This is a genomic window from Pedobacter sp. (assembly GCF_035317785.1).
Lineage (GTDB): Bacteria > Bacteroidota > Bacteroidia > Sphingobacteriales > Sphingobacteriaceae > Pedobacter.
Genome location: NZ_DATHGC010000375.1, coordinates 1 through 10,002, shown reverse-complemented (window position 1 = coordinate 10,002; position 10,002 = coordinate 1). Strand labels below are relative to the sequence as shown.

The window sequence follows — 10,002 nt, the reverse complement described above, 5'->3', positions numbered from 1 at the left end:
ATGAGCCATTGATCAAAATGGTGAAAGAACTGTCTCAGACCGGACAGGAAACTGCAAAAGTAATGTACGGAGCCAATGGCTGGGTCACCCACCACAATACCGATCTTTGGCGCATTACAGGCCATGTCGATGGTGTTTACTCGGGTATGTGGCCCATGGGCGGCGCATGGTTAAGCCGTCACCTCTGGGATAAATACCTGTACAGCGGCGATAAGAAATACCTGGCATCTGTTTACGATGCGATTAAAGGATCGGCTCAGTTTTACAGCGATTTCCTGGTAGAAGAACCTACGCACAAATGGCTGGTCGTAGTACCTTCCAATTCACCTGAGAATGCCCCGGCTATTGCCAAAGGGAAATCCATTACGGCAGGGACTACCATGGACAACCAGATTCTGTTTGAGCTCTTCTCCAATGTGATCCGTGCATCAGAAATATTAGGCAAAGACAAAGATTTTGCAGAAAGGCTCAAAACACTGAGAAGCCGCCTTGCACCAATGCAGGTAGGGCAGCACAGCCAGCTCCAGGAGTGGCTGCAGGACCTGGACAACCCTAATGACAAGCACAGGCATGTATCCCATCTGTTCGGCGTATTCCCGGCAGGTGAAATCTCTCCATACCGCACACCGGAACTGTTTGATGCGGCACGCACCTCATTGCTTTACAGAGGCGATGTATCTACGGGCTGGTCCATGGGCTGGAAAGTCAACTTATGGGCAAGGTTTCTGGACGGCAACCATGCCTACAAATTACTGACCGACCAATTGAGCCCGGCAAGTAACCGTTCCGAATCGGGCGGCACTTATCCCAACTTATTTGATGCGCACCCGCCATTCCAGATCGACGGTAACTTTGGCTGTACGGCCGGTATCGCTGAAATGCTGATGCAAAGCTATGACGGTAACATTCATTTATTGCCGGCATTGCCAGATGTTTGGGCAAACGGAAGCATCAGCGGATTACGAGCAAGAGGAGGATTTGAGATTGTGAGCCTGAAATGGGAAAGCGGAAAAGTAAAACAGGTGGTGATCAAATCACTCAACGGCGGCAACTGCCGGATCCGTACACCAAATGTCTTAAAAGGCAGTGTAGCACTAAAAGCGGCCAGCGGTGAAAATACCAATTCGTTTTACGATGTCAATAAGACGGCAAAGCCTGTCATCTCAGAAAAAGCCAAACTGAATGCCCTGACACTGAAAGACAGCAAGCTCTACGACTTTGCTACCAAAGCCGGACAGACTTATACCTTAAACAGCACCAATTAGATCTATGAAACTATCACTTAAACTCACTGCGATAGCTGCTATGCTTTTTTCGTCCTTATTTTCCCTGGCACAGTCACAGGACTGGCCCAATCTAAAACGTTATCAGGAAGAGAATGCCAAACTAGGCGCTCCGGCAGCAGCCGAGAACAGGGTCGTTTTTATGGGCAATTCCATTACAGAAGGATGGAAGAATTCTTCGCCTGAGTTTTTCTCTTCCAATCCCTATATATGCAGGGGAATCAGCGGCCAGACCACTCCTCAGATGCTCGTCCGCTTTCACCAGGATGTTGTGGCACTGAAACCAAAAGTAGTGGTACTGCTTTGCGGTATTAATGATATCGCCGGCAACACGGGGCCATCCACATTGGAGATGATCGAAGACAACATTGCTGCTATGACAGAAATTGCAAAGGCCAGCAAGATCAGCGTGGTGTTGTCATCTGTGCTGCCGGCATTTGATTTCCCATGGAAACCGGGAATGGAACCTGCGAACAAGGTGATTGCCTTAAATAAATGGATAAAAGACTACGCAGAAGCACATAAGTTCGTATATGTCGATTATTTTAACGCCATGAAAGATGAACGCAATGGTTTGCCAAAGAATTTGGCTGAAGACGGCATTCATCCTACCAAAGCCGGCTACTCAATTATGGAACCTTTGGTGCAGGCTGCTATTGCGAAGGCTTTAAAGCAGAAAATGAAGTAGCCCTAAGCTTACCTAAAATATTCCTATGATATTGGGGTAATGCTAACGACATCGCTATTTGCATCCAGGAAATTCAATGTATGGGAGAGGGCATAAGCGCTTTTGGAGCTTCTTCAGCGACAAAAGATGCAGCCCGAAAACAGAGCATTGAATTTCTCTAACAAGAAAATCTAAAATTCTTAATAACAAAACCTGGAATTTCTTTAACAGGAAAACTTAGTTGTAAACAAATTCTCCAAACTCAGAAATAATTGTTACCTGTTTCTTATCCAAAGACTCAACTCGTCCAATTATTTGAGCATCAATACCAAAACTCTCAGAAATTTCAATAATCGAAGCCGCAATAGCAGCGGGCACATACAATTCCATACGATGGCCCATATTGAATACTTTATACATTTCTTTCCATTCCGTACCCGACTGCTCCTGGATCAGCTTAAACAGCGGCGGAACAGCAAACAAATTGTCCTTGATCACATGCACGTCGTCATTGACAAAATGAAGCACCTTAGTCTGCGCACCGCCACTGCAATGAACAATACCATCAATCTGATCACGGTGCAGGGATAAAATCTTTTTAATGACAGGAGCATAAGTACGCGTAGGGGATAAGACCAGTTTTCCCGCAGTCACACCTACACCGGGAGCAACCTCAATCAAATCCGTCAGCTTCTTTCCACCGGAAAATACCAGGTGAAAAGGAACTGCAGGATCGAAGCTCTCCGGAAACGCATTAGCTACCGACTTATCAAATACGTCATGACGCGCAGAAGTCAGCCCGTTAGAGCCCATACCTCCGTTATACTCGCTTTCATAAACCGCCTGCCCGTAAGAAGATAAACCAACAATCACATTGCCTGCCTGTATCTTATGATTGCTGATGACCTTAGCACGCTCCATACGGCAGGTTACCGTCGAGTCCACAATGATGGTCCGCACCAGATCACCCACATCCGCAGTTTCACCGCCTGTAGAATAAATAGAAATGCCCTGAGCACGAAGATCAGCAAGGATCTCCTCCGTGCCGTTGATGATCGCAGCGATCACCTCACCCGGAATCAGGTTCTTGTTCCGTCCTATGGTCGAAGACAACAAAATATTGTCCGTAGCACCCACACAGATCAGGTCATCAATATTCATGATAATGGCATCCTGAGCAATACCCTTCCAAACAGAAATATCGCCTGTTTCCTTCCAGTACACATAAGCCAGGGAAGATTTTGTGCCTGCGCCATCAGCATGCATGATGTTGCAAAAAGCCTCATCACCACCCAAAATATCAGGAATGATCTTGCAGAAAGCCTGTGGGAAAATACCTTTGTCTATATTCTTGATGGCCTGGTGCACATCTTCTTTGGAGGCAGAAACGCCGCGCTGGTTGTACCTGTTATCACTCATGTACCGCAAAGATAAAAAAATAACCCCTACTAATTAAAGCAGGGGCTACAAAACTAAAAATTTGGTTATTAAAGGTTGAATTATTTCATAAACAACAATTCCCTGAACTTAGGCAATGGCCATACGCTGTCGTCAACGATCTGCTCCAGTTTATCAGCATGGTAGCGGATGTTGTCGAAATGAGATTTTACTTTCTCATCATAGCCGATCGCTTTATCACGGGCATCTTCAATTGCATTCACTTGCTTACGTGCTTCAAGCATGGCATCAACACTGTTTTTAACAATAGTCAGGTGCTCGGTCAATTTATTGATGATACCGGTAGGGATGTCAGCGCTTATGCCAAGATCTTTTAAGCCTTTGGCATTTTGAATCAGTGAATTCTGGTAAGCGATAGTAGCAGGAATGATCATGCTGTTGGCCACTTCCCCGATCACTCTCGCTTCGATCTGAAGCTTTTTGTAATAGCTTTCCAGCAGAATCTCATGACGGGCATGAAGCTCACGTTTGCTGAAGATATTGGTTTTTGTAAACAGCTCAGTAGACTTTTCACTTACATAAGCATCAAGCGCTACAGGAGTAGTTTTGATGTTAGCTAAGCCGCGTCTTTCAGCTTCATCAGCCCATTCCTGGCTATAACCATTTCCTTCAAAACGGATGTCTTTAGATTCCTTGATGTATTTTTTGATCACTGTCAGTAAAGCGATGTCTTTTTTCTCGCCTTTTTTGATCAGCTTGTCCACTTCAACTTTAAATTTAGTCAACTGGTCAGCTACGATGGCGTTCAATACAGTCATAGGCGCAGAAGAGTTTGCAGAAGAACCTACAGCTCTCAATTCAAACTTGTTACCGGTGAAGGCAAAAGGTGAAGTACGGTTACGGTCAGTATTGTCAAGCAGGATTTGAGGGATCTTAGGGATGCCCAGCCACAATGCATTGTCTTCTTTGATTTTTTTGCTGATGCGTGAGTGCTCGATCTCATCAAGAACCTCGTTCAGTTGCTGACCAAGGAAGATAGAGATGATCGCAGGAGGAGCCTCGTTAGCACCTAAACGGTGATCGTTGCTTACCGAAGCGATAGAAGCTCTCAATAAATCTGCATGTTCATGAACCGCTTTTACTGTGTTCACAAAGAAAGTTAAGAACATCAGGTTGTTTTTAGGCGTTTTGCCCGGAGCCAATAAGTTTTTACCAGTATCAGTGATCAGGGACCAGTTGTTGTGCTTACCAGAACCGTTGATGCCTGCATAAGGTTTCTCATGCAATAAAACTTTGAAGTTGTGTCTCAAAGCCACTTTTTCCATCAGGTCCATCAACAATTGGTTGTGATCGATCGCTAAGTTGATTTCTTCGTAGATAGGCGCACACTCAAACTGAGAAGGAGCAACCTCATTGTGACGGGTTTTCAAAGGAATACCCAGTTTCAAAGCTTCATTTTCGAAATCAACCATATACGTGAACACACGCTCAGGGATAGAACCGAAATAATGATCTTCTAATTGCTGTCCTTTAGCGGACATGTGACCGAACAAAGCACGGCCGGTCAAAGCCAGGTCAGGACGCGCATTATGTAAAGCAAGGTCAACCAGGAAGTATTCCTGTTCGATACCTAAAGATGCATTTACTTTAGTGATGCTTTTATCAAAATACTGGCAAACGTCAACAGCAGCTTTATCCATAGCAGCAAGTGCTTTCAATAAAGGAGCTTTATAGTCAAGTGCCTCGCCAGTGTAAGAAACAAATACAGTAGGGATACAAAGTGTTTTACCAGCTTTGCTCTCCATAATGAAAGCAGGGGATGAAGGGTCCCATGCAGTATAACCGCGGGCTTCGAAAGTATTGCGGATACCGCCGTTAGGGAAGCTTGATGCATCAGGCTCTTGCTGAACCAGTGCGCTTCCGGCAAATTTCTCAATTGCACCATCGCTGCTAGGCTCAAAGAACGCATCATGTTTTTCAGCAGTTGTGCCTGTCAGGGGTTGAAACCAGTGCGTGTAGTGCGTAGCACCTTTGCCCATTGCCCAGCTTTTCATGGCTGTAGCGATCTGGTTGGCATCTTCGTGATTAATCAGTTCGCCCTGGTCAATGGCAGAAACAAGTTTCTCATATACCTCTTTTGATAAGAAATCTTTCATCTTTTTCTTATCAAAAACATTCATGCCAAAAAACTCAGAAATTCTGTTCGACGGAGCTTTTACCTCAGGTGAAACTCTATTTTGAGCTTCTTTTAATGCAATTGTTCTTAAGCTTTTCATTTATTTGTTTAAAATTTCATCAAAAATAGAATATTTTTTAAATAATTCCCTGTAATTGTTTGTAAAAATACTAATGTCGGTAAATATTCCAATATTTTTTAGCATTTTTTGTCTGCGGGAACTAATTTTTCCCCAAAAACAGACATTTCTATGGTTTTCCTTAATTATCGAATTTCTGATCTCAGATCGAATAATTTTACCATATTTGTTAATAAACCATATATTTTAATCGTAATATGAGCAATAACTCAGAAAATAAAGGATATACCGTTCCTTTTATCAGCTTAACCACCTTATTTTTCATGTGGGGCTTCTTGACCTGCATGAATGATGTTTTGATCCCGCACCTCAAAGAACTCTTCCAGCTCAGCTATTTACAGTCGATGCTGGTGCAATTTTGCTTTTTTGGCGCCTATTTTACAGGTTCTCTAATTTATTTTGTGATCTCTTATTTTAAAGGTGACCCAATCAATAAGATCGGTTACAAAAATGGAATGCTGCTTGGCCTGATCGTGGCTGCAATTGGCTGTTTCCTGTTTTATCCTGCCGCACGCTATTCTATGTACGGATTATTCCTTAGTGCACTGTTCATTTTAGGTTTAGGTTTTACCTTGTTACAGATCGCTGCCAACCCTTATGTTTCCCTGCTGGGTAAACCTGAGGGTGCATCCAGCCGTTTAAACCTGGCCCAGGCTTTCAACTCATTGGGAACCACCATAGCACCCATCATCGGCGGATATCTTATTTTTGAATTTTTTGCTGTAAACGGTGAGATCACTGCTGCGGCTACTGAAGTACCTTATATTATATTTACAGGACTTTTCCTTTTACTGGCTTTTTTACTCTACAAGATTCAACTGCCTGATTTCAGGTCGAAGGAAACTGCTGAAAAGGGCCTGGGTGCACTCCAGTTCCCTCAGCTCAAACTAGGGATTCTTGCCATCTTCTTTTACGTAGGCGGCGAGGTATGTATCGGAAGTTTCATCATCAACTTCTTAGCGCTTCCGGATATTATGGGCTTGCCCGAAGCAGTAAGTAAAAACTACCTTGCTTTATACTGGGGCGGTGCCATGATCGGAAGATTCCTGGGTTCTATTTCCCTTAATCAGGAATTTACTGCAGCAAAGAAAGCGTTATACATGATCTGTACAGCTGCAGCCGTGTTTTTGCTGATCTTTTTCATAGTGGACCTAACGTTTGCGCAGATCTCCACATTCCTCGTGTTTATTGGCATCAACCTGCTGGGCTTCTTTATCGGTAAATCAGCCCCTGCCAGGACGCTTTCTATATTCGCCCTGATCAGTGGTGGTTTGGTTCTGTTTACCATTTTCTCTGGCGGTTCCACTTCCATGTGGACCATCCTTGGCGTAGGCTTATTCAACTCCATCATGTGGTCAAACATATTTACCCTTTCCATTCATGGTCTTGGTAAGTATACCAGTCAGGGTTCGTCACTGCTGGTCATGGCCATCCTTGGTGGTGCGCTGCTGCCATTGGTTCAAGGTGCACTGGCAGATGCTTACGGAATCCAGCATTCCTTCTTTGTGCCGGTGTTCTGTTACCTGTACATCGCTTTCTTTGGTTTCTACTGCCAGGCAAAACTGGGCCAGGTGAAAGCAGAGCAAATAGCAGGGGGGCACTAAGACTGTCTTCGGTTAGACAAAAAAACCCGGGTTAATATTCTTTTATATTACGATATAGGCAGAATGTTAACCCGGGTTTTTTATTTCAACTTATATATACAAGTTGTTTTTGTTTATGTTTGAATTGTCATGGATTTTAAAAGATCAGAATTAAACTGATGAAAAACGGAATATTGGTTGGCGGCAACTGGATCATAGACCAGGTAAAAGTTGTAGATGCTTTTCCTGAGGAGGAGAAACTGGTTAATATTTTGACGGAGTACAGCAGCAATGGCGGGTCTGCCTATAATATTTTAAAGGGGCTTGTTAAACTAAAAGCTGATTTCCCCCTATATGGGCTTGGCTTGGTAGGTGATGACGAAAGGGGTGCAAGCGTTATTCAGGAATGTCAGGATATGGGCATTGATGCCACCCAGATTCGAAAATTAATGAACGGGGCTACTTCCTATACAGATGTGATGACTGTGAAGTCAACCGGGAAAAGAACTTTCTTTCATCAAAGGGGTGCAAATGCACACCTTGATATGGTGCATTTTGATTTTTCTGCCTCAGCTGCAAAAATTTTTCACCTGGGTTACCTGCTGCTGCTGGATAAACTTGATTTTATAGAACCTGACGGAGAGACCAGGGCCGCAAAAGTTTTAAAAGATGCGAAGCAAAACGGATTGATCACCTCTGCTGACATTGTAAGTGAAAAATCAGACAGGTTTAAAGATGTGATTCCGTCCTCATTGAAATATATTGATTATCTTTTTGTAAATGAATTTGAAGCCGGAATGATAGCCGGGATCAGCACGGTAGCAGAGGATGGCCGGCTATTGACGGATAAATGTTACCAGGCCGCTTCGGCCATCCTAAAAATGGGTGTGAACAAATGGGTGATACTGCATTTCCCATCAGGCACAATTGCCGTTGACCATCTGGGCAATACATTGTTTCAACCTAGCATTGACCTGCCCGGACATAAAATTGAGGGCTCCGTAGGCGCTGGTGATGCTTTTGCTGCCGGTGTTTTACTGGGTATCCATAACAATTGGCAAATGAAAGCCTGCCTGGAGCTTGGCGTTTGTGCCGCTGCATCTAGTCTCTTTGCCGCTACTTCCTCTGACGGGATAATTCCAGCAGAGGAATGTCTCTTACTGCCGGAGGTTTATGGTTTCAGGGCACAGCTTCATTAAATGCAGCATAAGATTTTTAACAGGTAAATTATTCTTTTAGCATATTTCCTTGTATTTATGTAAGTACTTATATAAATTTACATAAGCACTTACATAATTATCAAATGAGGAATTTCTATCAGTCATTGGGTTATCTGATTTTTGGCAGCCGCCTGAAGCGGCTGAGTGAGTATTTTCTTTCTGAGATCAATGAAGTCTACCGGAAAGAAGGCATTGAGTTTGATGCCAGCTGGTTCCCGGTCTTTTACCTGCTGTCGCAGCACCAGCCTGTAGCCATCCAGGAACTGTCCGAAACGATGGTAGTTTCGCATTCAGCGGCCAGTCAGCTGGTCACAACGCTAAAGAACAAAGGACTGGTCAATTCTTTTAAAAATGCGGCCGACGGACGTAAACAGGAGATCAGCCTGACCTGGAAAGGCGAAGAGCTGCTGAAACAGTTGCTTCCTGTTTGGGATGCCATCAACGCAACGCTAACCGACAAGATCGAAAATACAAAAGCCAGCAAAGCCCTGTTAAAAACACTGACTGCTGCTGAAAATAAACTCCAGGAGAATTCCCTTTCGGAAAGCATTACCGGACGTCTGAAGCATTAGCAATTAAAAAAACTGAAATATAAAAAACTAACTTATTATTCATTATGAATCCAATTTTTCATTACGGGACAGACCATCTGACGGCTGGGATCGCCATTGAAATTGCTGGTGGTCAGCGAAAGGCTGTTCTGGCTGAGGAAGCTATCCGGGCAATACGGAGATCGCGTGGCCATGTCGAAGAGATCGTACGGAACCACGCGACAGTATATGGCATCAATACCGGTTTTGGACCGCTCTGCGATACCAAAATCTCTGAAGAAGATACCCGGCAGCTGCAATACAACATCCTGCAGAGCCATAGCGTCGGGGTCGGCAATCCGATCCCTGCAGAGATCGCCAAACTTATGCTCATTACCAAAGTGCATGCACTGGCAAGGGGATTCTCAGGAGTGTCACTGGTCACGCTGGAGCGCATCATCTGGCACGTCGACCAGGACATCATTCCTGTGGTGCCAGAGAAGGGATCGGTAGGTGCTTCCGGTGATTTGGCCCCGCTGTCGCATTTGTTCCTGCCTTTGATCGGGCTGGGAGAGGTGTACGACGGTGGAGAAAAACAAGCGGCTGCGGCCGTATTGTCCAAATACAATAAAGCGCCGGTCAGCCTGGGACCTAAAGAAGGACTGGCCCTGATCAATGGTACCCAGTTTATTTTGGCTTTTGCGACCAAAGCGGTTCAGCGCATGCACAATGCCCTTGAAATCGCCGATCTGGTCGGCGCACTTTCCCTGGAAGGCCTGATGGGTTCGGCCCGCCCCTTGACGAGCGCCTTCATCAGCTGCGCGCCTTTCCGGGCTGTATGTATGTAGCCGGTCACCTCCGCTCTCTGCTGGCAAATTCGGAGATCCTGAATGCGCATGCAGATTGTGACCGCGTACAGGATCCGTATTCCCTGCGCTGTATGCCGCAGGTTCACGGTGCCTCCCGGCAGGCCTGGCTGCACCTCGAAGAACTGGTTGAAATTGAA

General features: G+C 44.9%; 7 protein-coding genes and 1 pseudogene. 6 read left to right on the top strand and 2 right to left on the bottom strand.

What is annotated here, in order from left to right; all coding sequences use genetic code 11:
• Positions 1–1,265 (top strand): glycosyl hydrolase family 95 catalytic domain-containing protein (locus tag VK541_RS23360; protein ID WP_349254769.1); only part of this gene is annotated, 1,265 nt, incomplete at its 5' end.
• Between the two features lie 4 nt (positions 1,266–1,269).
• Positions 1,270–1,971: an SGNH/GDSL hydrolase family protein gene (locus tag VK541_RS23355; RefSeq protein ID WP_324372994.1), complete on the top strand. Its 702-nt coding sequence runs from the start codon at positions 1,270–1,272 to the stop codon at positions 1,969–1,971.
• Between the two features lie 216 nt (positions 1,972–2,187).
• Here VK541_RS23355 and VK541_RS23350 read toward each other — a convergent pair whose 3' ends face one another.
• Positions 2,188–3,369 (bottom strand): AIR synthase related protein, encoded by a 1,182-nt coding sequence (locus VK541_RS23350; protein WP_324372993.1) that lies wholly within the window; start codon positions 3,367–3,369, stop codon positions 2,188–2,190.
• 80 nt (positions 3,370–3,449) lie between these two features.
• Positions 3,450–5,624, bottom strand: a complete 2,175-nt coding sequence (locus VK541_RS23345; RefSeq protein ID WP_324372992.1) for a glutamine synthetase III — start codon at positions 5,622–5,624, stop codon at positions 3,450–3,452.
• A 236-nt stretch (positions 5,625–5,860) separates the two neighbouring features.
• Between VK541_RS23345 and VK541_RS23340 the strand changes: the two genes are divergently transcribed.
• The 4 genes and pseudogenes from VK541_RS23340 to VK541_RS23325 all read left to right on the top strand — a co-directional run.
• Entirely contained in the window at positions 5,861–7,267 is a 1,407-nt protein-coding gene (locus VK541_RS23340; protein WP_324372991.1) for a sugar MFS transporter, read from the top strand.
• A 158-nt stretch (positions 7,268–7,425) separates the two neighbouring features.
• A complete protein-coding gene (locus tag VK541_RS23335) occupies positions 7,426–8,445 on the top strand; it encodes a carbohydrate kinase family protein (RefSeq protein WP_324372989.1) in 1,020 nt (339 codons plus the stop codon).
• 104 nt (positions 8,446–8,549) lie between these two features.
• Entirely contained in the window at positions 8,550–9,038 is a 489-nt protein-coding gene (locus VK541_RS23330) for a MarR family winged helix-turn-helix transcriptional regulator (RefSeq protein WP_324372988.1), read from the top strand.
• A gap of 44 nt (positions 9,039–9,082) precedes the next feature.
• Positions 9,083–10,002 (top strand): annotated as a pseudogene (locus VK541_RS23325) (HAL/PAL/TAL family ammonia-lyase); the annotation flags it as partial.